The 26,341-nt window shown below is 59.4% G+C and carries 17 protein-coding genes, 1 tRNA gene and 2 pseudogenes; 5 read left to right on the top strand and 15 right to left on the bottom strand.

Annotated features, from left to right (window positions below):
* Positions 1-91: 91 nt before the first annotated feature.
* On the bottom strand, positions 92-3,598 hold the full coding sequence (gene mfd, locus AC0L7L_RS06850; RefSeq protein ID WP_473512975.1) for a transcription-repair coupling factor: 3,507 nt from the start codon (positions 3,596-3,598) through the stop codon (positions 92-94).
* Between the two features lie 14 nt (positions 3,599-3,612).
* Positions 3,613-3,915, bottom strand: coding sequence for an FAD assembly factor SdhE (locus AC0L7L_RS06845; RefSeq protein ID WP_272211057.1), 303 nt, complete (start codon positions 3,913-3,915; stop codon positions 3,613-3,615).
* A gap of 93 nt (positions 3,916-4,008) precedes the next feature.
* On the opposite strand from AC0L7L_RS06845, the gene recG reads away from it, so the two are divergent.
* Positions 4,009-6,108 (top strand): ATP-dependent DNA helicase RecG, encoded by a 2,100-nt coding sequence (recG, locus tag AC0L7L_RS06840; RefSeq protein WP_473512973.1) that lies wholly within the window; start codon positions 4,009-4,011, stop codon positions 6,106-6,108.
* Positions 6,109-6,114: 6 nt separating this feature from the next.
* On the opposite strand, the gene AC0L7L_RS06835 is transcribed toward recG, so the two are convergent.
* The 8 genes from AC0L7L_RS06835 to pcsA all read right to left on the bottom strand — a co-directional run bounded on the left by AC0L7L_RS06835 (position 6,115) and on the right by pcsA (position 15,691).
* On the bottom strand, positions 6,115-6,615 hold the full coding sequence (locus AC0L7L_RS06835; RefSeq protein ID WP_272211055.1) for a GNAT family N-acetyltransferase: 501 nt from the start codon (positions 6,613-6,615) through the stop codon (positions 6,115-6,117).
* A gap of 60 nt (positions 6,616-6,675) precedes the next feature.
* Positions 6,676-8,505 (bottom strand): glutamine--fructose-6-phosphate transaminase (isomerizing), encoded by a 1,830-nt coding sequence (gene glmS, locus AC0L7L_RS06830; RefSeq protein ID WP_272211054.1) that lies wholly within the window; start codon positions 8,503-8,505, stop codon positions 6,676-6,678.
* A 24-nt stretch (positions 8,506-8,529) separates the two neighbouring features.
* Positions 8,530-9,891, bottom strand: coding sequence for a bifunctional UDP-N-acetylglucosamine diphosphorylase/glucosamine-1-phosphate N-acetyltransferase GlmU (gene glmU, locus AC0L7L_RS06825; RefSeq protein WP_473512969.1), 1,362 nt, complete (start codon positions 9,889-9,891; stop codon positions 8,530-8,532).
* Between the two features lie 161 nt (positions 9,892-10,052).
* Positions 10,053-11,129: a BMP family ABC transporter substrate-binding protein gene (locus tag AC0L7L_RS06820; RefSeq protein WP_473512967.1), complete on the bottom strand. Its 1,077-nt coding sequence runs from the start codon at positions 11,127-11,129 to the stop codon at positions 10,053-10,055.
* A 45-nt stretch (positions 11,130-11,174) separates the two neighbouring features.
* Complete coding sequence (locus AC0L7L_RS06815; RefSeq protein ID WP_272211048.1) at positions 11,175-12,092, bottom strand: ABC transporter permease; 918 nt, start codon at positions 12,090-12,092, stop codon at positions 11,175-11,177.
* Positions 12,089-13,177 (bottom strand): ABC transporter permease, encoded by a 1,089-nt coding sequence (locus AC0L7L_RS06810; protein WP_473512964.1) that lies wholly within the window; start codon positions 13,175-13,177, stop codon positions 12,089-12,091. Before AC0L7L_RS06810 ends, AC0L7L_RS06815 begins: the two co-directional genes overlap by 4 nt.
* The gene (locus AC0L7L_RS06805) at positions 13,167-14,753 is read right to left on the bottom strand and encodes an ABC transporter ATP-binding protein (RefSeq protein ID WP_473512962.1); all 1,587 of its coding nucleotides are present in this window, start codon (positions 14,751-14,753) and stop codon (positions 13,167-13,169) included. Before AC0L7L_RS06805 ends, AC0L7L_RS06810 begins: the two co-directional genes overlap by 11 nt.
* Positions 14,754-14,941: 188 nt before the next feature.
* Complete coding sequence (gene pcsA / locus AC0L7L_RS06800; RefSeq protein WP_473512960.1) at positions 14,942-15,691, bottom strand: phosphatidylcholine synthase; 750 nt, start codon at positions 15,689-15,691, stop codon at positions 14,942-14,944.
* A gap of 167 nt (positions 15,692-15,858) precedes the next feature.
* On the opposite strand from pcsA, the gene AC0L7L_RS06795 reads away from it, so the two are divergent.
* Positions 15,859-17,043, top strand: a complete 1,185-nt coding sequence (locus AC0L7L_RS06795) for a UbiH/UbiF family hydroxylase (protein ID WP_272211042.1) — start codon at positions 15,859-15,861, stop codon at positions 17,041-17,043.
* On the opposite strand, the gene AC0L7L_RS06790 is transcribed toward AC0L7L_RS06795, so the two are convergent.
* Together AC0L7L_RS06790 and AC0L7L_RS06785 are read right to left on the bottom strand one after the other, a co-directional pair.
* Positions 17,040-17,990: an AEC family transporter gene (locus tag AC0L7L_RS06790; protein WP_272211041.1), complete on the bottom strand. Its 951-nt coding sequence runs from the start codon at positions 17,988-17,990 to the stop codon at positions 17,040-17,042. The genes AC0L7L_RS06795 and AC0L7L_RS06790 overlap by 4 nt on opposite strands.
* A 26-nt stretch (positions 17,991-18,016) precedes the next feature.
* Entirely contained in the window at positions 18,017-18,751 is a 735-nt protein-coding gene (locus tag AC0L7L_RS06785; protein WP_473512957.1) for a cytochrome c biogenesis CcdA family protein, read from the bottom strand.
* A 236-nt stretch (positions 18,752-18,987) separates the two neighbouring features.
* Here AC0L7L_RS06785 and AC0L7L_RS06780 point away from each other — a divergent pair.
* Positions 18,988-19,063, top strand: a tRNA-Lys gene (locus AC0L7L_RS06780).
* A 180-nt stretch (positions 19,064-19,243) separates the two neighbouring features.
* Positions 19,244-19,952: pseudogene (gene lexA, locus AC0L7L_RS06775) on the top strand (transcriptional repressor LexA).
* On the opposite strand, the gene AC0L7L_RS06770 reads toward lexA, so the two are convergent.
* Positions 19,906-21,366, bottom strand: coding sequence for a ComEC/Rec2 family competence protein (locus AC0L7L_RS06770; protein WP_473512956.1), 1,461 nt, complete (start codon positions 21,364-21,366; stop codon positions 19,906-19,908). The pseudogene lexA and the gene AC0L7L_RS06770 overlap by 47 nt on opposite strands.
* 112 nt (positions 21,367-21,478) lie before the next feature.
* A pseudogene (locus tag AC0L7L_RS06765) lies at positions 21,479-21,535 on the bottom strand (hypothetical protein); the annotation flags it as partial.
* A gap of 1,154 nt (positions 21,536-22,689) precedes the next feature.
* Between AC0L7L_RS06765 and gltA the strand changes: the two are divergent.
* Entirely contained in the window at positions 22,690-23,976 is a 1,287-nt protein-coding gene (gltA, locus tag AC0L7L_RS06760) for a citrate synthase (RefSeq protein ID WP_272211029.1), read from the top strand.
* 159 nt (positions 23,977-24,135) lie between these two features.
* Here the strand turns inward: gltA and AC0L7L_RS06755 are convergent, their stop codons facing one another.
* Positions 24,136-26,334, bottom strand: a complete 2,199-nt coding sequence (locus AC0L7L_RS06755) for an esterase-like activity of phytase family protein (protein ID WP_473512954.1) — start codon at positions 26,332-26,334, stop codon at positions 24,136-24,138.
* Between the last annotated feature and the right edge of the window lie 7 nt (positions 26,335-26,341).

Below are 26,341 nucleotides of genomic sequence, written 5' to 3'. Positions count from 1 at the left end.
CTTCATCAAGATATAAAGATATGTTTATATCATAAGTCCAGCGTTCGCAAGCCCGGAACGCAGCCGTGCACCAAGGAGGGGCAGCAGCCGGCTAAGCAGCTTCAGCGATCTTCGAGAGCTTGTTCATGATGATCGCGGCCTGCCCCAGGCGCTGGTCCGGAGACGGCAGGTCGCGGTTGAAGAACACGCTCTGATCCGGCCGGATCTTGGCTGAAACGCTCTGTTCGGCGATGAACTGCACCAGACCCGCCGGGTTCGGAAATTCCTGATTGCGGAATGTGACGACGATACCCTTGGGGCCGGCGTCGAGCTTTCCGACATTGGCGGTGCGGCAGAGCGATTTGATGAACACCACTTTCAGAAGCGACTGCACTTCATTCGGCATCGGTCCGAAGCGGTCGATCAATTCGGCCCCGAAAGCATCGATATCGCCGGCATCGTTGAGATCGCCGAGCCGTCGGTAAAGCGCCATTCTGAGGTTCAGATCCGGAACATAGCTTTCAGGGATCATCACGGAGGTGCCAAGCCCGATCTGCGGTGACCAGTCGCTGCCGCCTGCGTCCTCGTCGCCCTTGGCTTCGGCCACGGCCTCTTCGAGCATCTGCTGGTAAAGCTCAAACCCGACCTCCTTGATGTGGCCGGACTGCTCCTCACCGAGAAGATTGCCCGCGCCGCGAATATCGAGGTCGTGGCTTGCCAGCTGAAAACCTGCGCCAAGCGTGTCGAGCGATTGCAGAACCTTCAGGCGACGGTCGGCGGTGTCAGTCATGCGTTTGTTGACCGGAAGGGTAAACAGCGCAAAGGCACGGATTTTCGAGCGACCGACGCGGCCGCGGAGCTGATAGAGCTGCGCCAGACCGAACATATCGGCACGATGGACGATCAGCGTATTGGCCGTCGGCACATCAAGCCCCGATTCCACGATCGTGGTCGACAGCAGCACGTCGTAGCTGCCGTCGTAAAAGGCGTTCATGATGTCTTCGAGCTGGCCTGCGGCCATCTGCCCGTGGGCAACGGCAACCTTCAGTTCCGGCACTTCGGCCTGCAAGAAGGCATGAACCTCCTCCAGATCCGAAACGCGCGGGCAGACATAGAAGCTCTGTCCGCCGCGATAATGCTCGCGCATCAGGTTTTCGCGGATCACCAGCGGATCGAACGGCGAAATGAAGGTGCGCACCGCCATGCGGTCCACCGGCGGGGTGGTGATCAGCGACAGTTCGCGCACCCCGGTCATGGCAAGCTGCAGCGTGCGCGGGATCGGCGTTGCCGAAAGCGTCAGCACATGCACATCGCTCTTCAGTTCCTTCAGCCGCTCCTTGTGGCGCACGCCGAAATGCTGCTCTTCATCAATGATCAGCAGGCCGAGATTGGCAAACTTGATCGATGATCCCAACAGCGCGTGGGTGCCGACAACGACATCGACCTTGCCTTCGGACAGATCCTTCTTGGTCTGGGCCAGTTCCTTGCCGCTGACGAGGCGCGAGGCCTGCGCCACCTTGATCGGCAACCCGCGGAAGCGCTCCACAAAGGTTTTGTAGTGCTGGCGTGCGAGAAGCGTGGTCGGCACCACCACGGCCACCTGAACGCCGTTCATGGCCGCGAGAAACGCGGCGCGCAATGCCACTTCGGTCTTGCCAAAGCCGACATCGCCGCAGATCAGCCGGTCCATCGGACGGCCAAGGCCGAGATCGCCGCGCACCGCTTCGATGGCGTTATACTGATCCTCGGTTTCCTCATAGGGGAAACGGGCGGCAAACTCGTCGTAAAGGCCCTCGGTGGCCATCAGCGGCGGCGCCGTGCGCGTTGCCCGTTTGGCGGCAATCGCGATCAGTTCGTCGGCCATGTCGAGAAGGCGTTTCTTCAGCTTCGCCTTTTTCGCCTGCCATGCGCCGCCGCCGAGCCGGTCCAGCGGCACATCGGCGGAGTCCGATCCGTAGCGCGACAGCAGTTCAATATTCTCGACCGGCAGAAACAGTTTGGCATCGTCGGCATAATGCAGTTCAAGACAATCACGCGGCGCACCGGCCGCCTCGATTGTTCTCAGGCCCGCAAACCTGCCAATCCCGTGTTCGGCATGAACGACAAAGGAACCTTCATCCAGTCCGGAAACTTCCGAGATGAAGTCACTGGCTTTCCTGTTTTTTCTGGTCTTGCGAACCAGCCGATCGCCGAGGATATCCTGCTCGCCGATGACATGAAGATCGCCGGTCTCGAAACCACCCTCAAGGCTGAGCACAGTGCTTGCCGCTTCGCCTCTGGCGAGCTTTTCGAGATCCGCCAGCGCCTTGACCGGCTTGACCTTGGCCAGTCCGTGTTCCTTCAGCACCTGCAACAACCGGTCAAGCGAGCCTTCGGACCAGCCGGAGATCAGGATTTTGCCGCCTTTGGCGCGGGTGTCGGCAATATAACGGACGGCCTCCTCGAACACATTGGCGCGCTCGCCGTCGGAACTCTGCCGCGCCTGCGCCGCAACCGCCCAGCGCGGGCCGGCATGGGCCGCAAGCGCGATAACCGGTTTGCCGAGAGCAGAGGCTTCATTGAATGGCGACAGGCGCACGGCCTGCATCGCTTCAAGCCCGGCAGAAAGCGCGTCTTCGCCGAGATAGAGCATATCCGGCGGCACGGGCTTGTAGGGCGCACCCTGCCCGCCGTGTTTTGCCCCGAGATTGGTCCGGCGGGCCTCGTAGTAATCCGCGATCAGTTCGGCTCTTTCGCCTGCAGCCTCGCGCGCGGTGTGGTCGAATACAATCCGAAAACCGGAAAGATAGTCGAACATGGTCTCAAGCCGCTCGTAAAACAGTGGCAGCCAGTGCTCCATACCGGCATAGCGGCGGCCTTCCGAAACGGCCTGATAGAGCGCATCGTCACGTGTCGACGCCCCGAACAGCGAGAGATAACTCTTGCGGAAGCGGGCAATGTTTTCGTCATTGAGCGTCACTTCGCTCATGGCGTTGAGATCGAACGCCTTGACCGAGCCGATGGTGCGCTGGCTGGCAGCATCGAAGGCGCGGATCGATTCCAGTGTGTCGCCGAAGAAATCAAGGCGAAGTCCGTTATCCGCGCCGGGCACGAAAACATCGAGAATGCCACCCCGGACGGCATATTCTCCGACAGCACGCACCGTCGGCACCCGTTCGAACCCGGCATCGGAAAGCCTGCGGACGATGGCCTCCATGTCGATCACCTGACCGGCACGGGCCGAAAAGCCGAGCGTTGACACGACATCGCGCGGCGGCAGTTTCTGCAACATCGCATTGACGGTGACGAGGATGATCGCCGGATGCGGCTTTTCGGCATGGGCAATCAGGCCGGACAAAGCTGAAAGCCGCCGCGCCGAGGTATCAGCACCGGGCGAAACCCGGTCATAGGGCAGGCAATCCCAGGCCGGCAGCGTCAGAACCGGAATGTCGGGGGCCGCAAAACCCAGCATCTGCTCGAAATCGGCGATGCGCTGGCCGTCGGACAGCACATAGGCGACCGATTGCCCGGCGCGCGCCATTTCCGCAAGCACCAGCGGTTCGGTGCCCGGCACGGCATTGGCAATCGTGACGGCGCCGCTGAGGGCATCCAGCTTTTTCGGGTCAAATCCGGCTATCATGTGTTTTTAAATCTTCATCTGTCGTTTTCGACCGGGTCGAAATCCGGCTTGTAAGCGCAGATACTGTCAAAAAGCGGAATACGCAGATGATCGGGCACCGGTTCTGCGCCGTTGATCCATTTGATCAGATCATTGTCTTCCGCCGCCATGATCATTTCGAAAGCATCGAGCGTATCGTCTTCCATATCGGCGAGGTTTTCCTCGGCGAACTGACCGAGGATCAGATCCATCTCGCGGATACCGCGGTGCCAGCAGCGAAACAGGATCCGCCGGCGGCGGGGATCGAGGTCGGCGCTCGAGCGTTTCAAACCGGTCATTTCCAAAACCTTCTTTGTTGATTGGTCTCTATAACCGCTCGTTTCGCCGTTGTCAGCCTTGCCAAAGCGCTTCGTTGGGTCCAATTGGAAATAATGCGCCCGGCTTTGCTCGATCCATTGTTCGCGCCCGTCACCTCGCTTTCGGGGATAGGGCCGAAGCTTGAAAAAGTGCTCGCCCGCCTGACAGGCCGCGAGGACGAAGCGCGTGTGATCGATCTGGTGTTTCATACACCGTCCTCCATCATCGACCGGCGGCTGAGGCCGGGTATCGCCCATTTGCCGGAGGGCATGATTGTCACGGTTGAAGGCCGCGTTGATCGGCACCAGCCGGCGCCTGCCCGTTCCAGCGCGCCCTATCGCGTCTTTGTGCATGATGATACCGGTGAACTGACACTGACCTTCTTCCGCGCCAAGGCCGACTGGCTGGAACGCGCACTACCCGTCGGCGAGACGGTTCTGGTGAGTGGCCGCGCCGAGTGGTTCAATGGCCGCCCGTCCATGGTGCATCCCGATTACATGGTGACCGCCGACAAGGCCGATACACTGCCGGACTGCGAACCCGTCTATCCGATGACCGCCGGGCTTTCGCCAAAAGTGCTGCGCCGGGCGGTCGAAAGCGCCAGTGAGCGGCTTCCGGCCTTTCCCGAATGGATCGATACCGAGATCGTTCGGCGGCAAGGCTTTCCGCCACTTAAAGATGCGCTTCTTTCCCTGCATAATCCGCGTGACGAGACCGATCTGGACCCGCAGGCACCGGCAAGACGCAGGCTTGCCTATGACGAGATTCTGGCCGGGCAGCTTTCGCTCGCCCTTGTCAGAAGCCGGATGCGACGGACCAAGGGACGGCCGGTACACCCGACAGGCGCGTTGTCGGGGAAGGTGCTTTCCGCCCTGCCCTTTGCGCTGACAGCCGGACAGAATGAGGCCATATCCGCCATTCTGGGCGACATGGGCCAGGAAACCCGAATGCTGCGCATGCTTCAGGGCGATGTCGGCTCCGGCAAGACGGTCGTCGGCCTGATGGCAATGCTGGCGGTCGTCGAAGATGGCGGCCAGGCGGTACTGATGGCGCCGACTGAAATTCTGGCGCGCCAGCATTATGAGGGCATTGCAGCACTTGCGGAAAAGGCCGGCATCGCCGTCAAGCTTCTGACAGGCAAGACCAGGGCGCGCGACCGCCGTATCATCGAGGAACAGATCGCAGATGGCACGGCGCGGATCGTCATCGGCACCCACGCATTGTTTCAGGACAATGTCGCCTATCGTGATCTACGGCTGGCGATTGTCGACGAGCAGCATCGCTTCGGCGTACACCAGCGGCTGAAACTGACCGCCAAGGGCATGTCGCCGCATCTTCTGGTGATGACGGCAACGCCGATCCCGCGCACGCTGGTACTCGCCGCCTTCGGCGATATGGATGTGTCGAATCTTACTGAGAAACCGGCTGGCCGTAAGCCGATACAGACGGTGACGATTCCGACGGAGCGGATCGGCGATGTCGTCGGCCGGCTGCGACAGGCGCTTGGCGAAGGAAAAAAAGCCTACTGGATCTGCCCGCTGGTTGAGGAGTCGGAAGCCGTCGACCTTGTATCCACCGAGGAAAGACGGGAAACGCTGGCAAAGGCGCTGGGGCCTGAGAATGTCGGCCTGGTCCACGGCCGGATGTCGTCTGCAGACAAGGAAGCCGCGATGGAGGCCTTCAAGAGCGGCGAAACCCGACTTCTGGTGGCAACCACGGTGGTGGAAGTCGGTGTTGACGTGCCCGATGCAACGATCATTGTGATCGAGCATGCCGAGCGTTTTGGCCTCGCCCAGCTTCACCAGTTGCGCGGCCGTGTCGGCCGCGGAAGCGAGGCCTCATCCTGCATTCTGCTTTACAAGGGGCCGCTTTCTGAAACCGGAAGGGCGCGGCTTTCGGTGCTGCGCGACAGCAATGACGGGTTCACGATTGCGGAAGAAGATCTCAGGCTGCGCGGCGAAGGCGAGTTGCTGGGCACACGCCAGTCCGGCATGCCGGGCTTCCACTTTGCCAATCTGGAGGCCCATAGCGATATTCTGGCGCTTGCCCGCAAGGACGCGGCTTATATCGTCAACCGCGACCCCGAGCTTGCCGGCGAGCGCGGCACGGCGCTGCGCATGCTGCTCTATCTTTTCCGGCGCGATGAGGCGATCCGTTATCTAAATGCCGGATAGGCCGTTTCAGATCTCGCCGAAAAAGGCGCGGTGAAAGGCAACCTCGCCGGACGGCATCTCATCGTCAAACGGCAACAGAAGCAGGTTTTCCGGCGGAACGCCCTCGTGTGAAACGCCGTCCTCCGTCCGAAAGCCGAACCGAGCATAAAAACCGAGATCACCGACCAGTATTGCGCCCTTCGCGCCATCATCCTTCAAAAGCTCTATGCCGCCGATCATCAACGCCGAGCCGATACCCTTCCTTTGGTGATCGGGATCGACGCCGACCGGGCCGACACCGAACCAGTCGGCGGCACCACCTGAAAAACCCACCGGCGAAAAGGCGACTTGACCGACAACCCGCCCGCCCTCTTCCGCCACCAGCGAAAGCGACAATGCGCCGGCCTTTCTAAGTCGCCGTATGATATCCGGCTCGCTGCCATCGCTATAGGGGTGACCATCGAAGGCACGCCGAACGAGCGTGTCGACGGCGCTGACATCACCGGGGCGTTCGCGACGAATTATCATTGTTTGATCCTCCCTTCAGCACAGACTATCACGCTCATCAGCGGCCAGGCCTGATCTGCCTCACTCCACGGTCACGGCCTTGGCCAGATTGCGCGGCTGGTCGGCGTCAGTGCCCATAAACACGGCCGTATGATAGGCCAGCAGCTGGATCGGAAGCGCGAACACCATCGGCGCAATAAATTCCGGCATATCCGGCAGCACGATGGTTTCCATGGTTTTGAGATCGGATGCCGCAGCACCCGCCTCGTCTGTGATGAACACGATACGGCCATCGCGGGCGGCGACTTCCTGCATGTTCGACACCGTTTTTTCGAAGAAACGGTCATGCGGCGCAATGACGATGACGGGCATGTTTTCGTCGATCAGCGCAATCGGCCCGTGCTTCAGCTCTCCGGCCGCATAGCCTTCGGCATGTATATAGGTGATTTCCTTCAGTTTCAGCGCGCCTTCCAGCGCCAGCGGATAGCTGGTGCCGCGGCCGAGATAGAGCACATGATGAAAGCGCGACAGCTCACGCGCCAGCCGCTCGATCTGAGGCTGAACGGAATGCAGCACCTTGTTCATCAGCCGCGGCACTTCGGACAATTGATGGACCAGCGCCTGCTCTTCATCGAGCGTCAGCGTCCCGCGTTCGCGGCCCGCCCTGAGCGCCAGTGACGCCATCAGTGCCAGCTGGCAGGTAAACGCCTTGGTTGAGGCCACGGAAATTTCCGGCCCCGCCAGGATCGGGAAAACCGCGTCGGCCTCGCGCGCTATCGTTGAGCCGGTCACATTCACAAGCGCACCGGTTTTCACACCATTGGCCTTGCAATATCGTAGCGACGCCAGCGTATCGGCGGTCTCACCGGACTGAGAGATGAACAGCGCAAGCTGGTCTGACGACAGCGGCATTTCTCGGTAACGGAATTCCGATGCAACATCAATTTCAACCGGCAGCCGGGCAAAACGCTCGATCCAGTATTTGCCGATCAGACCGGACAGATAAGCCGTCCCGCAGGCGGCAATCGCAAGCCGCGAGACCTTGGAGAAATCAATGCCATCGTCATCCGTCTGGGCGCGCTGGTGGGCAAAATCGCAGTAATGGCCAAGCGTGTGCGAAATCACCTCGGGCTGGTCGAAGATTTCCTTCTCCATGAAGTGGCGGTGGTTGCCCTTGTCGATCAGCATTGCGGAAAGCTGCAGCGGCTGACGGTTGCGGGTGACCGGAAGTCCTGAAAAATCGCAGAACTCGACCCCATCGCGATCGACAATCGCCATGTCACCGTCTTCGAGATAGGAGATACCATCCGCAAAAGGCGCCAGCGCAATCGCATCCGAACCGACATACATTTCCGACGCGCCGTAACCGATGGCAAGCGGCGGGCCGTAGCGGGCGACATAGAGCGTTTCCGGCCGGTCCTGAAACAGGATCACCAGCGCGAACGCACCGGTCACCTTCTGCAGCATCGCCAAAACGGCGTCGCGCGGTGCCATGCCTTCATGGCGATAGCGCTCCAGCAGCTTCGCCACGATCTCGGTATCGGTATCGGTTTCGAAGACGGCGCCTTCGGAAGACAGCTCGTTCCGCAGCTCGGCAAAGTTTTCGATGATGCCGTTGTGGACTACCGCCACTTCGCCGGCGATATGGGGGTGGGCATTGATCTCGTTGGGCACGCCATGGGTGGCCCAGCGGGTGTGGGCAATGCCGGTGACGCCGTCGACGGGATCTTCGGCCAGACGGGTCCGCAGGTTTTCAAGCTTTCCCGGCGCACGGCGACGGGAAAGCGCGCCATCGCTTTCGATTACGGCGATGCCTGCGGAATCATAGCCGCGATATTCAAGCCGCTTCAGAGCGTCTACGAGGCGTTCCGCGACCGGTTCGCAGCCGACAATTCCGACAATTCCGCACATTCCGATAAAATCTCCGCTGAATTTCTACTTCTGGGACTGTCTTGCAGCCTTGATGGCAAGCGAGCGGGCACGGATCAGTTCGGCGCGCCCTTCCCGGTTTTCCTGCCGGCCTCGGCCGATGGCCAGCGCATTGTCCGGAACATCTTTGGTGATCACACTGCCGGATCCGACATAGGCGCCGTCACCGATGGCGACAGGGGCGACCAGTGCCGAATTCGAACCAATGAAGGCGTTTTCACCGATCACGGTCTTGGCCTTGTTGAGGCCGTCATAATTGCAGGTGATTGTGCCAGCGCCGATATTGGCGTTGGCACCGACGCTGGCATCGCCGATATAGCTCAAGTGATTGACCTTGGCGCCGGCACCGATGTCGCCGTTTTTGACCTCACAAAAATTGCCGACCTTGGCATCGTCATGAAGCACCGCGCCCGGCCTGAGCCGCGCAAACGGTCCGATCTGGCTGCCGGAAGAAACCGTGGCGCCCTCGATATGGCTGAAGGCGTGGATAGTGACATGGCCGGCAATCCGCACGCCGGGACCGAACCAGACATTGGGCTCGATCACGGTATCGGGGCCAATCTCGGTGTCATGGGACAAGAACACCGTTTCCGGCGCAATCATGGTCACGCCGGAGAGCATCAGTTCGCGACGCTGGCGCACCTGCCATATGCGCTCGAGTTCGGCCAGCTCCGCGCGGTTGTTGCAGCCGAGCACCTCGTCTGGATCGGCCATCACCACGCTAGCGCTGCCGCCCTTAGATAACGCCACCTCAACGACGTCGGTCAGATAGAATTCGCCCTTGGCATTGTCATTGCCGATTGCATCGAGGAATTCGAGCGCGCGGCGGCCGTTGATTGCCATCAGTCCGCTATTGCAGAGTGTGACCGCCCGCTCTTCGCCGCTCGCGTCTTTTTCTTCACGAATGGCCGTCAGTGCGCCGTTGCGCACCAGCAGCCTGCCGTAACCGGTGGGGTCGGCAGCCTCGAAACCGATGACGACGACATCGCTGCCTTCGGCAAGTGCCTTGCGGGCCTTGTCCAGGGTTTCGGCGGTCACCAGCGGCGTGTCGCCATAGGTGACGATGAGATCATCAAAGCCGGCGGCAATGGCTTCGCGCGCGGCGAGCACAGCATGGGCGGTACCAAGGCGTTCGCTCTGCTCGAAGGTCTTGCCTATCCGCCCAGCTTCTGCGCAAGCTGCCGCGACCTTTTCCCCGTCGCGGCCGACAACAAGGACGGTCTCGTCCACGCCTGAGCGGCCAACGGTCTCAACCACATGCGCTGCGATCGCACGTCCTGCCACTGCGTGCAGCATTTTGGTCTTGTCGGATTTCATCCTTGTGCCGTCGCCGGCGGCAAGAACGATGGCCAGAGCGCTGCGTGACATAAAACCTCCATTTACGAACCGGTTACCGCTTTTAGCTGAATCGTGCACGAGACCTATTCAAAAATTATGAATGAAGTTTATCGGTTTCCGGCAAAGACAACGGCGCAACAAAAAAGGCGCCCTTGCGGACGCCTTTTCTGAAGCGATTGAGAGAAGCGTGATCATTCCGAGCTTGGAATGGAACCGTCAACGCCTTCAACCAGAACATTAAGGCCGAGCAGTGTACCGTCATCGGCGGTTTCGCCTTCGGCAAGCCATTCGGACCCATCCTGCAGCGAAACCGGACCGGTAAACGGCTTTAGCTCACCGGAGATGATCTTGGCTTCGGTTTCCTCGGCCAATGCCTTCACATCGTCGGGCATATTGGTATAGGGCGCCATCGACAGGATGCCGTCCTTCAGACCGTCCCAGCTCTGTTCGGATTCCCAGGTGCCGTTCTGAACCGCTTCAACGCGCTTGATGTAGTAAGGCGCCCAGGTATCGAGGATCGCCGTCAACTGGGTTTCGGGGCCGGCCTCGATCATGTCGGATGCCTGACCGAAGGCCTTGACGCCACGCTCTGCAGCAATCTGCATCGGAGCGGTGGTGTCGGTGTGCTGCGCCAGAACATCGACCCCCTGGTCGATCAGCGCCTTGGCGGCGTCAGCCTCGCGGCCTGGGTCGAACCAGGTATTGGCCCAGACAATCTTGGTGGTGAAGTCGGGGTTGACCGACTGTGCGCCGAGCTGGAAGGCATCAATGCCCATGACCACTTCGGGAATCGGGAAGGAGCCGATATAGCCGCCAATGCCGCTTTCGGAAATCGAGCCAGCAATGACGCCGGAGATATAACGGCCTTCATAGAAGCGCGAATTGTAGGTCGCGACATTGTCGGCAGTCTTGTAGCCGGTGGCGTGTTCGAACTTCACATCCGGATATTTGGCGGCGACCTTGAGCGTCGGTTCCATGAAGCCGAAGGAGGTGGTGAAGACGACGGTGCAGCCGGAACGGGCCATGCGTTCGATGGCGCGCTCGGCATCCGGGCCTTCCGGCACGTTTTCGATGTAGGCGGTTTCCACACCGAGCGTATCTTCCAGCTCCTGGCGTGCGATATCGTGCGCCTGGGTCCAGCCGCCGTCAGTTGCCGAGCCGACATAGACGAAGCAGGCTTTGACATCTTCCTGGGCGCTGGCGCCCGAGGCGGCAAAGCCGGCGATAACTGCCGCGGAGGCAGCCAGTGTAAGTTTCAGGGATTTCATCGTTCACCTCTTTCGGTTTGATCTGAAATGACAAGTTTAACGCGGCTAGCGGTCCGGCACAAAGGGTTTGCCAAGCGCCGCCGGCGTGTTGATGAGCGTCATCCTGCGGTTCTGCGAGATGATGACGAGGACGAGGATGGTCACCACATATGGCAGCGCCGACAGGAACTGCGAAGGAATGGCGATACCGAAGGCCTGGGCATGCAGCTGGCCGATGGTGACCGCGCCGAAGAGGTAGCCGCCGAGCAGCACACCCCAGGGGCGCCAAGAGGCAAACACCACCAGCGCCAGTGCAATCCAGCCCCTGCCCGCCGCCATGTTTTCGGTCCATTGCGGGGTGTAGACCAGTGACAGCTGCGCACCCGCAAGCCCGGCACAGGCGCCGCCGAACATGACCGCGAGATAGCGGATGCCGATGACATTGATACCGAGCGCATGGGCAGACGCATGGCTGTCGCCGACGGCACGCAGGACCAGACCCTTGCGGGTCTTGAACAGGAACCATGAGGCGGCGGCCACAATCGCGATCGACAGATAGAAGAACAGATCCTGATCGAACAACAACGGACCGATAAAGGGTATGTCGGAAAGCACCGGGAAATCGAGCGACGGCATTTTGATGCCGGCACGACCGACCAGGCTTTCGCCGATCATCGCGGAAAGCCCTTGGCCGAGAATGGTCAGCGCAAGACCGGTTGCAACCTGATTGGCAACCAATGTCAGCGTCAGGAACCCGAACAGAAGCGAGAAAACCGCGCCGGTCGCAAGGCCCGCCAGCATGCCGAGATAGGGCGATCCGGTGGCATGGGCGGTGGCAAAAGCACCAACGGCACCCATTACCATCATGCCCTCGACACCGAGATTCAAAACACCGGCCCGCTCGCAGACGAGTTCGCCGATTGCAGCCAGAACCAGCGGAGTCGATGCGGTGATAACGGTCAGGAGAATGGCTTCGACAATCATGACGCTTTCCCCTCAGACGCCTTGCCCGCGAAAATCACCCGCACCTTGTACAGGATCAGCGTGTCGCAGGAGAGAACGAAAAACAGCAGCATGCCCTGGAACACGCGGGTCACTTTGTCGGAGACACCGAGTGTGAACTGCACGCCTTCACCGCCAATATAGGTCAGCGCTAGCACAAGACCGGCGACGATGGCGCCCAGCGGATTGAGACGCCCCAGAAAAGCAACGATGATGGCGGTGAAGCCATAGCCGGGCGAGATCTGCGGCTGCAGATAGCCGAGCGCGCCGGAAATCTCACTGATGCCGGCAAGACCCGCAAGCCCTCCGGACAGAAGAAATCCGAACCAGACCATGCGCCTGGAGGAAAAGCCAGCAAATCGCCCTGCCCGCTGCGATTGACCGATGACGTTGACCTCAAACCCTTTCAGGGTGAAGCGCATCATGAACCAGACCACCAATGCCGCTAGAATGGCGAGCGCGAAACCATAATGCGCCCGGCCCGAAGCAACCATTTCGGGCAACATGGCCGCGTCCACAAATTCGCGAGTCTGCGGGAAGTTGAAGCCCTCCGGATTACGCCATGCCCCGCGCACCAGCCAGTCAAGGAAAAGCTGTGCGACATAGACCAGCATCAGCGAGGTCAGGATTTCATTGGTGTTGAAGTAGTTTTTCAGGAGCGCCGGAATACCCGCATATAGCGCGCCGCCCACAGCGCCCATCACCAACATGATCGGCAAGAGCAGGGGCGAGGACCACTCGTAGAAATAGACTGGCACAATGGAGCCGACGATCGCGCCGATAGTGAACTGCCCTTCGGCGCCGATATTCCAGAGATTGGAGCGGTAGCAGACCGTCAGGCCGACCGCGATCATGATCAGGGGGGCGGCCTTGATCATCAGCTCATGCAAGGACCAGACATCAAACCACGGTTCGATGAAAAAGAGATAGAGCGCCTCGACCGGGTCGTTGCCCAACAGCGCAAACATGATCGCACCGAAAAACACCGTCAGGCCGAATGCTATCAGTGGCGACAGCAACGAAAACAGCGGCGAGCCGTCGGCGCGCCGTTCAAGTTCAATGCGCATCGGCAGTCTCCAGCTCGGCATCCCTGCCCGCCTCCTCGCCATGAATACCGCCCATCAACAAACCGATCCGCTCGCGGGTCATGGTTTCGGCTGGATGGCTATCCGAGAGTCGGCCCTCGGAAATCACGGCGATCCTTGTGGCAATTCCGAAAATTTCGTCGAGGTCCTGCGAGATGACCAGAACGGCGGACCCCGATTTGGCAAGATCGACCAGAGACTGGCGGATATGCGCGGCAGCGCCCGCATCCACACCCCAGGTTGGCTGGTTGACGATGATGACCTTTGGCTGGCGGTCAAGCTCGCGGCCGACGATGAATTTCTGCAGATTGCCGCCGGAAAGCGAACCGGCCGCCGGATTTTCGCCACTCTTTCGCACATCCATAAATCCGGCAATCTGCCCGGTGCGTGCGCGGGCCACGGCACGGCGGATGATCCTGAGCGGTCCTCCGGCCAGAAAGGTTTCCGATTCGGCCTGGTTACGGGCCAGAATAAGGTTTTCCGAAAGCGTCATACCTGTGACAGCGGCATGGCCGTGGCGCTCCTCTGGCACAAATCCCGCGCCGAGTTTGCGGCGATAGTTGATCCCTCTGGCCCCAACCGGCTGGCCCTCGATTTGGACACTGATATTGTCCACCACCGGGTATTCCCCCGACAGCGCATCGAACAACTCCGACTGGCCGTTGCCGGCGACACCCGCAATGGCGAGGATCTCGCCGGCCTTTACTTCAAGATAGATGTCCTTGAGTGCCGTTGCGAACGGCGTGCGAGCCGGTGCATTCAGCCCCTTGGCTTCCAGAAGAACCCTTCCGGTCTTCATGGCCTCCGGCCGGGAAATCTCGGAAACCTCCCCGCCAACCATCATCCGCGCCAGTGACGACGCTGTCTCGTCGCGCGGGTTGCAGGCACCGGTCACCTTGCCATGGCGCAGCACGGTGGCCTTGTCGCAAATGCGCTGAACCTCCTCCAGACGGTGGGAGATATAGAGCACTGAACGACCTTCGGCCTTCAGTTTGGCCAGCGTCTCAAACAGTCGGTCCGCCTCTTGCGGGGTCAGAACCGAGGTCGGTTCGTCAAGAATGATCAGGCTTGGGTTCTGCAACAGCGCACGCACGATTTCGATGCGCTGGCGCTCGCCGACAGACAGGTCGGCGACATGGGCGCGCGGGTCAAGAGGCAAACCATATTCAACGGACAGCCTGCGTGATTCTTCCGCGATTTTTGCAAGCGAGATACCGGGATCGAGCGAAAGGGCAATATTTTCAGCGACCGTTAGCGCCTCGAACAACGAGAAGTGCTGAAACACCATACCAATGCCGATCTTGCGGGCGGCGGCCGGCGCTTCGATGCGCTGTGGCTTTCCTTTCCACAATATCTCGCCATCGGAGGGCTCCAACACCCCGAACAGCATTTTTACCAGTGTTGATTTGCCGGCGCCGTTTTCGCCGAGCAGCGCATGGATTTCGCCCTTGTCGATATTGAGATCAATGCCGTCGCAAGCGGCAAAACTGCCGAAATATTTGGTCAGACCCCGGACGGACAGCAATGACCCGCTCGCCAGTTTATTATTTTGGTTCAAATTGTCCTCCGGTATCGACCCGAAAACGCGCACCCGGTGCTGCCGCAAATGTCGACATCACATCCGGAAATTGACTAAAAAATAGAACATCCCCTGTATTGCGTACAAATGAAGCACGAACCCTCATTGAAACGCAATGACTTTTGCCTGCCTCTCAACGAATTTATTCGCCTGCGTCATTCACCGCTTCAAAACTCCGCACGGGTTTCAGCAGCGTGAGAGCCAAGTTTCGGCAGGAATTGCAGCACTATTCCGATCAGATAAAGGTAGACGCCGCTGATCACGAACAAGACCTCGACAACGACCGGAGCATCAAAATTTGCAAGCAGCGCGATGAACCCGGTGACGCACCAAACCGCGAATACGCCAAGGTTCAGCGGCCTCAACCGCTTCACTCTCACCGGATGTAAAAAGTTCACCGGCGCGAAGGTGAGCGCGACCGAGGCGATGACAATCGCCATGGCCAGCAGCGAGGATGGCTGAATCACAAAGAAAGAGAACACCACCATATTCCAGACCACGGGAAAGCCGGAGAAAAAGTTCTCGTCGGTCTTCATTCCACTGTCGGCGTAATAGATCGCGCTGGACACCACGATCAGCGCCGCAGCAACGAAGGACAGCGGTTCGCCGATCATGTGCGACTGGTAGAGCGCGAAGGCCGGAAGCAAAACATAGGTGACATAGTCGATGATGTTGTCCAGCATCACGCCGGACCAGCTCGGCAGCACTTCACTGACCTTGAGCCGGCGCGCGATCGGCCCGTCAATGCCATCGACCAGCAGGGCGGCGGCCAGCCACCAGAACATGGCAACGAATCGTCCCTCGGCGGCGGCAACCACACCAAGGAAAGCCAGAAACGAACCTGAAGCTGTCAGAATGTGGACGGAAAACGCCCTGATTTCGGCATAGGGAACTTTGCGTTGACTGAATAAACCCATTCGATTTCCGTTGATTTCTGCATGTGGATGCCTGTCTCTCATACAATGCACCAGAACCGTGCCGAGGTACAAAAAAAACATGTTTTTCCAGAATTTTTCAGGGCAAAACCATGTCAGTCGCATTATATCGGTAGCCAACAGCTCCATGTTGAGACGAGGTGTCAGGAATGTCGGATTTTGAGATTGCCGTAATTGGCGGCGGACCAGCCGGAATGATTTCAGCACTGGCTCTTGCCCGTGCCGGACGGCGTGTCGCTCTGGTGGCACCTTCGCCCAATGTCAGCGATCACCGGACAACGGCGCTGATGGACCACTCGATCGCGCTTCTTGCCCGTCTCGGCCTGTGGCAGTCGATCAAGCCGGAAGCTGCACCTTTGAAAACCATGCGCATCATCGATGGCACCGGCCGCCTGGTAAGGGCGCCGACCGTCAGCTTCCGTTCGGCCGAGATCGATCTGGAGGCCTTCGGTTACAACATTCCGAACAGGGTTCTCGTTGGCAAGTTGACGGACGCCGTCGCAGCCGAACCGAACATCACCCATCTCGAGACCACGGCAGATGCCGTTACGGTCGACAAAAATACCGTTTCGATCACGACGGCCGGTGGCGATCCGATGACAGCAGACCTTGTCGTCGGTGCCGACGGGCGCCGTTCGAATGTGCGTGAAAGTGCCGGGATCGGCGTGAAGACATGGTCCTATAAACAATCCGCAGTGGTGCTGAATTTCAGCCACGCCCTGCCCCATGACGATATTTCGACCGAGTTCCACACGCGCGGTGGACCGTTCACCCAGGTGCCGCTGCCGGACAAAAACCGCTCCAGTCTGGTCTGGGTGATGGACACACCGGCGGCCGAAGCGATGGTCGCACGGCCCGAGGTCGATATTGCTGCCGCGATCGAGGAGCGCATGCAGTCGCTGCTTGGCGCCGTCACTGTCGAGGGGCCGGTGCAGAAATGGCCGCTGTCCTCCATGGTCGCCAGCCGTTTCGGCAAGGGCCGCGCAGTGCTTGTCGGCGAGGCCGCCCATGCGTTTCCGCCAATCGGCGCACAGGGGCTCAACCTCTCCCTGCGCGACATCATGCGCCTTGCCCGCATGCTGGATGGCATTGACGGCTCGAAGGTTTCGGCACGTGCAGGAGATCGCTACGATGTCCTGCGCAAATCCGACGTCTGGAGCAGAACCGCAAGCGTCGATCTGCTGAACCGTTCATTGCTGGCCGATTTCATTCCAGCCCAGCTTGCCCGTTCGGCCGGGCTCTTCATGCTGTCGTCCGTGCCGCCGCTGCGCCAGTTCGCCATGCGCGAGGGCGTGCAGCCGTTGAGAGGCGTCAGGGCGCTTTTCACCAGCTAAAACCGCAAAACCCCGCCGTCGATCAGCGCGAGCAGAATGGCGAGCGTTGCCGCAGAGCACACTGTTGTGATCAGAATGGTGGCGGATGCTCGCTCGTACCAGATGCCATATTGCTGACCGATGACAAACACATTGGTCGCGGTCGGAAGTGCGGCCAGAAGCACAGCCGCTTCCACCCAGACCGGATCGAAGCCGCCATGGATCATCATGAAGGTGAAAACCAGTAGCGGATGGAGAACAAGCTTGGCAGGCACGATATAGCCGATTTCCGCCGGCACGCGTTTGACCGGGCGAAGCGCCAGGGTGACCCCCATCGCAAAAAGCGCGCAAGGGGCAGCCGCCTGTGCCAGATAGTCCACCAGCCGCTCAAAGGCCGATGGCATATCGATCCCGCTGGCGGCGACGGCAAAGCCCAGCGCCGTGGCGACAATAAAGGGATGCAGCAGCGCTTTGGTCAGCACCTGGCGGGCAAGCTGCGCCTTGCGGACGGCCTTGCCATCGGCCACAGCCATGATCGTCGGTGCGACGATGAAATGCAGTGCATTTTCGAAACACACGATCAGAGCGACGGGGACAGCCGCGGCCTCTCCCAGCGCCAGAAGTGCAAGCCCGGGGCCCATATAGCCGATATTGCCATATGAGCCGGCAAAGGCCTGGATCGTGCTTTCACGCACGCCATTCTGCTTCCACCAGAAACCGGCCGCAAACAGCAGTGCAAACACGCTGTAGGTCGCCATCAGATCGACCGAAATGAAATCAAGCCTTGTGAGCTGATCGAATGGCGTGTTGGAGACAAGCTTGAAAAACAGAGCTGGCAGTGCCGCATAAATGATGAACACGTTCAGCCAGACGAGGCCCGATTCCGGCTGACGGATGATCTTGGCGGCGATGAAGCCGACAGCAATCAGCCCGAAGAAGGGAAACAAAAGCTCAAAAATGTCTGTCATTGCGCGAAACCCGGGTTTCGCAGGCCCTAGCCGATTTGCGACAGAACGGGGAAGGTCTGCTGGAACCAGATCGCCATATCGGCAATGAAGCCGAAAAGAAAGGCAAGACCGGTCAGAATCAGCAGTGCACCCATGGTTTTTTCGACCGCGCCCAGATGCTTACGGAAACGCGACAGGAACCGCATGAATGCCCCCGAGAAAAGAGCGGCGATCCAGAAAGGCACAGCCAGGCCGAGCGAATAAATCGCCAGCAGAACCGCACCGTTTGAAACCGTTGCCTTTGTCGCGGCAACCGCGAGTATCGCGCCCAGAACAGGCCCGATGCAGGGCGTCCAGCCAAAGGCGAAGGCGAGACCCATCACGTAGGCGCCGGAGATGCTGGCCGGCTTGCCGCCGCCATGAAACCGCGCCTCGCGCGACAGAAACGGAATACGAAGCACGCCGAGAAAATTCAGCCCCATGATGATGATGATGACGCCGCCGACCTTTGAGAGAAGGTCCATGTATTGCCGCAAGAGCTGACCGATAGAGGATGCCCCTGCCCCGAGCGCCACGAAGATCGTTGCAAAGCCAAGCGTGAAGAACAGTGCCGGCAGAAGAACGCTTGCCGTCCTGACTTTGGTATCGCCCCTGAACTGGTCGACCGAAATCCCGGCCATGTAACAGAGATAGGGCGGCACCAGCGGCAGAACGCAAGGTGAGAGAAACGACAACGCGCCGGCGAGAAGCGCGGTCCAAAGGGAAATATCGCCAATCGACACCAGAATGTCTCCCATCCCATCGGCCGAGGCGCAAAGGCGCCCGGCAACAGCAAAAAACCGCCGGAAAAGCGGCGCGTGAACAACCGGTTCCTTAAACCAGGCCTGCCATCAATTCCAATCACCTTTCTGCGCGCGAGGCTTGAGGGCAAATTGTCGCCTCAAGGCTGAATTTCCGGTTGACCTTCTGCAAGACCCTTTCTATGTTCCGCCCACTTTCAGCCGGTCACCCGGCTCGGGAGAGCGTAGCTCAGCCGGTAGAGCAACTGACTTTTAATCAGTAGGTCCAGGGTTCGAACCCCTGCGCTCTCACCACTTTGCAACACAGATCCCCCTCCTTCAGACTTTCAGCAATTGTTCATCTACAGCTGTGATCCGAGACCGAATCTGCATCACCGGGTGCTGCTTCCGGTGCTGGCGGCATTTGCAGCTTGCGGAACACAGTGAGAACAGATATAAACGTTCTGTATTTGTTTCGAAAGCAAGGGGCTGCAGATGCTGACGCGCAAACAACAGGAACTGCTCTATTTCATCCACGAACGGATGAAGGAAACAGGCATTCCCCCATCTTTCGATGAAATGAAGGAAGCACTCGACCTAGCTTCCAAGTCCGGCATCCACCGTCTAATCACAGCGCTTGAGGAGCGCGGTTTCATCCGCAGACTTCCAAACCGCGCGCGGGCTTTGGAAATCCTCCGCATGCCCGAAAACATGGTTGCACAGCCGCCACGCCGGGGCTTCTCGCCGAGCGTGATCGAAGGCAGCCTCGGCAAGACGCAGGCCGAAAGCAAGCCGCTCGTCGCGGGGAATGACAGCGGCTCTGCCGACATTCCCGTCATGGGACGAGATCGCAGCCGGCGTTCCGATTTCAGCTATTCAGGACAATACTCATGCAATTGCCGTCCCGGCAGAGATGCTGGGAGGCGGAGAGCACTACGCTCTGGAAGTTCAGGGTGATTCGATGATCGAGGCCGGTATTTTCGACGGTGACACCGTGATTATCCGCAACATTAACACCGCCTCCCCCGGCGATATTGTCGTTGCGCTGGTGAATGATGAAGAAGCCACGCTGAAACGCTTCCGCCGCAAGGGGGCGTCGATTGCGCTGGAGGCTGCCAACCCGGCGTACGAAACCCGGATATTTTCGGCCGACAAGGTCAAGGTTCAGGGCAAGCTCGTTGGTCTGATCCGCCGCTATCACTGACAAAATTGAGCCGGTGCGGTAGAATCACCGGCTCGGCATATTCATCGCGGCGCCAATTGTAGAGGCGATGCATGTTCCATTGTCGGCCTGTCGTGGTGACTGCGGGCGTGACGGAGACCTGTTTCTTTTCGCATAGACTGACTGGACTGGCACTCAGGGCTGCCGGGTCAGGATCGTCCGTGTCCGTGATGACGGCAAGTTGCAACGTGCCGGTCTGGCGCCTTAATGACGGCGTTATAAGGAAGCTCCCGGAATAGCATGTCTGAAATCCGGGACGATAGACGCTGACGATGATGTCGGCCAGGTCGCATGCGGGGCCTGTCAGAGCAGGCCGGAAGATCTGCGCAACCGTCGGACCAGTACCGGTTAATGACGCCACACACCATTCGCCTCTCTCGCAGATGAACAGACCGGGGCTGTCGCGCGCCGCCTTCAGATTTTCGGCTAGCGCTGCTCTTGCTGTTGCTGTTCGGGTTTCGCCCAGATGGTCGAACCGGTCCGCGCCATTGAACTGGGCCGTGATGTTTTCTGTTTCGACGGGCGGAAGCTTGACTTTGATGGAAAGGGCGCGCTGCCACTGATCGAAAACAAAGGCCGGGGGCCGGCGTTTACTGAGCGCGGCCTTATCCCCTCGAATGATCGAGACCAGCGAACCGTCTTCCGAGATCAACAAAAGTTGCGGTTTGTTGCCATCAGAAAATGCCGGCAACGCAAATGCGAATGCGATCGGCACCAGCCCGGCAAGCCTCAGTCGCGTGCGCAACAGAACCAACGGCATGAAGCCGATGAAGAACAGCAAAAGAAATCCCGGTGGCATGGCCCCACTGTCGAGCGCGCCGTCGAGATGATCGACCCACGCTGCGATAGACATCACCCGATCGAGCCCCCAGCCCATGACCAGAAGAAAGGGCGCGTGAAGATTGAGCGGCATGGCCAACATCGCCAACAGGCCGGCTGGCATGACCAGAAAGGTCACGATCGGCATGGCCAGCAGGTTGCCAAGCAAACCATAGCTGGCAATGCGCTGAAAATGAGCCATCGCGATCGGCGCGGTCGAAAGCCCACCAATCAACGCAGTCATCAGGATACCGAAAATGCCCAACGCGACGAGACGGAACAGATTGTGCTTCGGCATCTTGTCCGGACGCGCGAAGGCGCGCCTCTGCCACGCGCTGTAGCCCGCAATCAGCGCCAGTGTTGCCGCAAACGACATCTGCATGCCCGGGCCAACCGCTTCCGACGGCGAGACCGCGAGTATCGCAAAGCCCGCTAGCGCGACATTGCGCATGCTGATCGCCGGACGGTCCGCGACTGTCGCCGCCAGCATGATGGCAAGCATGATAAAGGCGCGCTGGGCCGAAACCTGCATGCCTGAAATCAGCAGATAGAAACCGGCAGCAGCAATGGCGGCCACCGCCGCAAGTTTCTTGGTTGCGATAGCTGCGCTCGCCTTCGGCGAGAGCGATAACAGCAGCCGCAGAGTGGAAAAAGATGCCTGCAGCCAGTGCCATGTGGAGCCCGGAAATGGCAATGACATGTGCGAGACCGGCATTCCGCAGCGCTTCCAGCGTGTCGCTGCTCATCGCGCGGCGTTGTCCGGTGATAATCGCATTGGCGAAGGCGCCCGATTCTCCAGGCAGAACAGCACGGATCCGTCCGGCAATTGTACCGCGCAGCTTTTCAACACCGTGACGCATGAACAGACCGGTGGATTGCAATGCGCCCTGCTTCGCTTCGACAGCACCTCCCGGAACCGCGTCCGGAGCGCCGTAGAAGAACCCGACGGCCCCGATACCGTCGAAATAGGACAGGAAACCGAAATCGACCAACCCGGGCAAGGCTGGCCCGGATGGCGGCGAAAGACGCGCGAGCCCGGTCAATGCGCCGCCGATGTCCACCGGCGGCAAATTGCCGCGGGCAACCAGGGTTACACGCTGCGGCGGACGATGAATGACCGGATCATCCGTGGCGACAACATGCACCACATAGCGCCATCCGTTTTCGGTCGGCTCACGCGCATCAACTACACCCGTTACATGGGTCGTCACCGGCAGATCGAGCATCACCGTGGCGCGTCTGACGGTCTCAGACTGCGCGAATATGGCACCAGTGAGAAAAAGCGCGATCAATCCCGCGACAAGACGTTTGCCTGCTCCACCATGGCGCAACGCAAAAGCAGTGAGCACAGCAACCGACCAGTAGAGCCAAAGCCCCCATGACAACGGCGATACCGGCCTTGAAAACCACCATGTGGCTCCAAAAGCCAAGAATAGCGGCGCGAACAGAAAGGCGCGTCCGAACGACAGTTCCTCCGAAACTACGGAGGCAAGACGCGCGGGTCTTGCCTGTTGGTGAAGTCCGGAAACATCTGAGGCAGGATTGCGGAAAGGCCCAAATTTCGTTGTTACAGCACGTGAGGTCCCACGAGCGGCCCCCGATCCGGTGCGCGCTTCAACTCCCGCAGACTGTATCTCACCCTCTCCCATCGCGCCCGCCCACACTCAACCGAAAGTATGGTGTGACCGCAGAGGTTGAAATGCAACATTGCAGAACAGAGTGAGCAGAAGATTTTCCTTTTCAGAACATCAAAAAACTTGCTAAACGCAATTATAAATCATCAATCGCACCGCAACATGAACCATTCAGCGGCTTGGCAGCGGCGCATCGATCCTATACCTAGTTGGTACGTTTGATCGTGTTTATCACGCGTCCCGCGCTGGAAGATTTGGAGGATAGCATGACGGAAACTGGCAAACTCACCTTTGACGGACAGGAATTCGATCTGAACGTCGAAGCAGGCACCTTCGGTCCAAAAGTGCTCGACATTAACAGCCTGTACAAGCAGTCGGGCATGTTCACCTACGACCCCGGTTTCACCTCGACAGCATCGTGCAAATCCACGATCACATATATCGATGGCGACAACGGTATTCTTTTGCACCGCGGCTATCCGATCGATCAGCTGGCCGAAAACGCCGACTTCCTGGAAGTGTGCTACCTGCTGCTGTTCGGCGAACTGCCGACGGCAACGCAGAAGAAGGATTTCGATTTCCGCGTCACCCATCACACCATGATCCACGAACAGCTGACGCGGCTGTTCACCGGTTTCCGCCGCGATGCCCACCCGATGGCAATCATCTGTGGCGCTGTTGGCGCCATGTCGGCTTTCTATCACGACTCGATCGATATTACCGATCCCTACAAGCGTGAGATCGCCAGCGTCCGCATGATCGCAAAGATCCCGACGATTGCGGCGATGGCCTATAAATATCACGTCGGCGAGCCCTTCGTTTATCCGCGCAACGATCTCGATTACGCGGCAAACTTCCTGCACATGTGCTTCGCCACGCCGTGCGAGGAATACAAGGTCAACCCGATCCTGTCGCGCGCGCTTGACCGGATCTTCATTCTGCATGCAGATCACGAGCAGAACGCCTCGACCTCGACCGTGCGTCTTGCCGGCTCTTCGGGCGCGAACCCGTTCGCTTGCATCGCCGCCGGTATTGCCTGCCTGTGGGGCCCGGCCCATGGCGGCGCAAACGAAGCCGCCCTCAACATGCTTGAGGAAATCGGTTCCGTCGACCGTATTCCTGAATATATCGACCGGGCAAAGGACCGCGACGACCCCTTCCGCCTGATGGGCTTCGGTCACCGCGTCTACAAGAACTATGACCCACGCGCCAAGATCATGCAGAAGACCTGCCATGAGGTTCTCGGCGAACTCGGCATCAAGGATGACCCGCTTCTCGACGTCGCCATGGAGCTGGAAAGGATTGCGCTGACGGACGAGTACTTCATCGAGAAGAAACTCTATCCGAACATCGACTTTTATTCCGGCATCACCCTGAAGGCGCTGGGTTTCCCCACCTCCATGTTCACAGTGCTGTTCGCACTCGCCCGTACCGTCGGCTGGATTGCCCAGTGGAACGAGATGATCGAGGATCCGGAACAGCGCATCGGCCGCCCGCGCCAGCTTTACACGGGTGCAGCCGAACGCGACTTTGTCGCCGTAGCCGATCGCTGATCGAACGCACAGCCACACCGATTTCAGAACGGGCCGGTCCGACGACCGGCCCTTTTGCGTATCGTGGCAAAGACAAAAAAGACCGCGACGCATCTTGCGCCGCGGCCATACTGAAGATCGGGCGGCATCGCCGCCACCCGAGCGGATCTGTGCTGGGCGTTACATACCCATCGGGACCTTGAAGAACAGAGTTTCGCCGGAGCTGTCATCAACGCCATCATTGTCGGTCACAGCATAGGCCGTGCCATCGGCAGCAATCGTGAAACCTTCGATCTTGTCTACAACGAAGCCGTTGGTGGCCGACTTCATCAGCGGCAGCAAATCGGTGACTTCCTGCTTTTCAACCACCGGAAGCTTTGAACCGATTGGCGCCGGTTTCAGGTCGGAGAGTGCCACCTTGAAGAGCTTCTTGACCTTGGCGGCGTCGCCGATCTGGTTGTCGCGCTCGACAATGTAAACAGTCTCGCCACTGGCCGTGATTTCCGAAAGACCGATCCAGCCTTTTTCAGGCGTTTCCAGCGCATAGGACACGGCGCCCCATTTACCTGTTGTCGGGGTGTAGGCCAGGAGCTTTACAAGCCCCTTGGTGTCATCGCCCCATTCGCGCTGAACGGCCATCCACAGCGTCAGGGCATCGCCCTCGCCGACCTTTGTGATGCCTTCCATACCGAATCGCGTCTGGTGGGCAAGGAGCGCTTCCGGCAGATTGATCGTTTCGGTGATCGCACCGGAGCCGTCGATATGAAGCACCGCATGCGGCACCTCCTTGTCCGGGTTCCCTTCCGAAGCAAGCCAGAAGCCGCCATTACCGTCCACGGCAACACCTTCAAGGTCGAGCTTTTCGGCAGGCTTGCCGTCACGCGTCACGCGGATAGCATCGGTAATCATCGCCGGCTTTTTTGAAGCGTCGATGATAAACACCGAGGGCTGGCCCGAATAGAAGCTGTCATTGACAGCGTAGAGTTTCGAGGCGTCCTCGGGGTCTGCCGCAAGGCCGGAAAGCGCGCCGAAACCGATCAGCGGATCGCGGGAAGCGTCCGAGGCGATCTGCGGATAGGCAGCCTCGCCCTCTTCATAGGCATAGAGCATGACATGGGCGCGTACGCCGCCGTCAGGTCCGAGGTCATTCTCATTGGCTGTGACCAGCAGATTGCGAGCCGGGATCGCAACACCGCTTTCCGGAGCGAGCCCGGACGGCAGAAGCTGAACCAGTTCGGGAGCCTCCTGGACGTTATCGTCGTAGACGCCCACGACAGAACCACGCTCGGACATGACGAAAAGGTAGTTTTTGTCGCCAAACGTGCCGGTGATGAGGCCTTCCGGCTCGACACCCTTCTTGCCCGCACGCTTGTCAGGGAAATGACCAATAGCGGCAACGGCGCGTTCGAATGAGGCACCAGCTTCATACAGCAGCTCACCGGCGTCGGAGAAGATCGAGAAGCCGCGAGAACCACCCTTGTAGTCGCCTTCATTGGCGATGACGAAACGGTCATTGTCGAGCCACTTGACAGTGTCGGGCTCGCGCGGAATGCCGGTCAGCGACCCGGTAAAGTCGAGCTTGCCATCCTTTTCGGTGTCGATCCCGGTCAGATCAACCGTACCGGCGGAGAAATGGTTCTTCACCTCACCCGTATTGCCGTCGACGATCACAAGGCCATTGTTTTCCTGCAGGGTTACGACGATCTCATTGTCGTCATTGATGTCGATAAATTCCGGCTCCGGATCGCTCGGGGCGGTCATTTCCGCAAAGCCGGTCATGGCGACGTGTTTCGTGGTCGCGCAATCAGCAGCACCGTCCTTCAACGCGATAATGACCAGATCGCCGGCCGGCATCTGCGGAATTACGCCGTCGTTCAGGTCTTCATCGCGTTCATTCTCGATGGCGATGGCAACGATCGAACCATCGGGAGACACGGCAACCGAATCGGGCTGGCCGCCGAGATCGCATTGGGCTTCAAGAGTCTTGGATGCGATATCGATAACCCCCAGGAAGCCTGAAGGCGCCGTATAGCTTTCCGAGGTGTTAACGCCGACAAAGGCTTTTGCACCCGAAACGGCGACCGATGTCGGCTCACCGTCCAGCTTGATGGTGCCGGCGGGCTTGGGCGCACGCGGATCGGTGATGTCGATCAGACCGACGGCTTCCAGAGGACTGTCGGAATAGACAAGCATAGTGCCGTCTTCGCTCGCGGCGATGATCTCCGCCGAAGTTTCACTCATCGCATCCACATCGGCAGGCAGGTTCTCGGCAACGCTGAAAACGGCGATACGGTTGAAAACAGGTTCTGCGGACGCCGGAATGGCAACAGACGTCAAAAGCGCGGCTGAGAGCGCAGCGCCGGAAAGGCGGAGTTTCATGGTTTTC

The sequence above is a fragment of the Martelella sp. K41-7 genome (genome assembly GCF_055808365.1).
The sequence above is the reverse complement of the archived record's forward strand: the minus strand, read 5'-3'. Positions and strand labels throughout refer to the sequence as shown.

What these genes read in the sequence shown, in the direction of transcription:
- AC0L7L_RS06820 (WP_473512967.1), bottom strand. Translation starts at nt 11,129, where the DNA reads ATGAAATCCCTGAAACTTACACTGGCTGCCTCCGCGGCAGTTATCGCC.
- glmS (WP_272211054.1), bottom strand. Translation starts at nt 8,505, where the DNA reads ATGTGCGGAATTGTCGGAATTGTCGGCTGCGAACCGGTCGCGGAACGC.
- AC0L7L_RS06810 (WP_473512964.1), bottom strand. Translation starts at nt 13,177, where the DNA reads ATGCGCATTGAACTTGAACGGCGCGCCGACGGCTCGCCGCTGTTTTCG.
- AC0L7L_RS06790 (WP_272211041.1), bottom strand. Translation starts at nt 17,990, where the DNA reads ATGACAGACATTTTTGAGCTTTTGTTTCCCTTCTTCGGGCTGATTGCT.
- pcsA (WP_473512960.1), bottom strand. Translation starts at nt 15,691, where the DNA reads ATGGGTTTATTCAGTCAACGCAAAGTTCCCTATGCCGAAATCAGGGCG.
- AC0L7L_RS06755 (WP_473512954.1), bottom strand. Translation starts at nt 26,334, where the DNA reads ATGAAACTCCGCCTTTCCGGCGCTGCGCTCTCAGCCGCGCTTTTGACG.
- AC0L7L_RS06815 (WP_272211048.1), bottom strand. Translation starts at nt 12,092, where the DNA reads ATGATTGTCGAAGCCATTCTCCTGACCGTTATCACCGCATCGACTCCG.
- mfd (WP_473512975.1), bottom strand. Translation starts at nt 3,598, where the DNA reads ATGATAGCCGGATTTGACCCGAAAAAGCTGGATGCCCTCAGCGGCGCC.
- AC0L7L_RS06795 (WP_272211042.1), top strand. Translation starts at nt 15,859, where the DNA reads ATGTCGGATTTTGAGATTGCCGTAATTGGCGGCGGACCAGCCGGAATG.
- AC0L7L_RS06845 (WP_272211057.1), bottom strand. Translation starts at nt 3,915, where the DNA reads ATGACCGGTTTGAAACGCTCGAGCGCCGACCTCGATCCCCGCCGCCGG.
- recG (WP_473512973.1), top strand. Translation starts at nt 4,009, where the DNA reads ATGCGCCCGGCTTTGCTCGATCCATTGTTCGCGCCCGTCACCTCGCTT.
- gltA (WP_272211029.1), top strand. Translation starts at nt 22,690, where the DNA reads ATGACGGAAACTGGCAAACTCACCTTTGACGGACAGGAATTCGATCTG.
- glmU (WP_473512969.1), bottom strand. Translation starts at nt 9,891, where the DNA reads ATGTCACGCAGCGCTCTGGCCATCGTTCTTGCCGCCGGCGACGGCACA.
- AC0L7L_RS06835 (WP_272211055.1), bottom strand. Translation starts at nt 6,615, where the DNA reads ATGATAATTCGTCGCGAACGCCCCGGTGATGTCAGCGCCGTCGACACG.